Raw genomic sequence first — 514 nt, 5'->3', positions numbered from 1 at the left:
GTTGTGTAGGTCTTTCCCTTTTGGCTGCCTATTTTTTGATTAGCTTCTTTAAAAAGTTTAATATGGCCAAAACAATTAAACTCTTTTTGGATAAAGCCTCTGGAGCATTTATAATGGCACTTGTCTTAAATGGCTTTTTTATGCTTTGCGGTGTTAATGGCTTTTTCTCGCAATATTATTCTCAGCTACATAGAGTTATATATGTAAAAGATGGTGGTAAAGAGTTCTCATTGGTAGTTTATGACAAACAAAAAGCTAAAGATGTAGCCGAGAAGCTAAAAAGCAGTGATGTGGATATAAAAGAACTAGGAAGCTTTAAGGCAAACTAACCCCTCCTCTTATTGTGTTATAAATCAAAAATGTATTGATCTGAGCCAAATTTAGATATATAATTAAGAAAATTTAAAAGAGGAGTGGTTATGCAAAGCAAAATCATGAAAATAGCCCTGGCGTGGATCGGTGCATTTTTTTGCGCGTGGCTATTTGGTAATCACATGCTTGATGTGTCTTTAAT

Annotated in this window: 1 protein-coding gene; it reads left to right on the top strand. The window is 34.0% G+C overall.

Annotated elements, in window-relative coordinates; genetic code table 11:
• A partial coding sequence (locus tag CYP28_RS01830) for a hypothetical protein (protein ID WP_219811236.1) occupies window positions 1–329 on the top strand: 329 nt, incomplete at its 5' end.
• Window positions 330–514: the final 185 nt, after the last annotated feature.

Origin of the sequence: Campylobacter concisus (assembly GCF_002914195.1) — a bacterium.
GTDB classification, from domain to species: Bacteria; Campylobacterota; Campylobacteria; order Campylobacterales; family Campylobacteraceae; genus Campylobacter_A; species Campylobacter_A concisus_M.
This window is presented reverse-complemented; position numbering and strand designations above follow the sequence as displayed.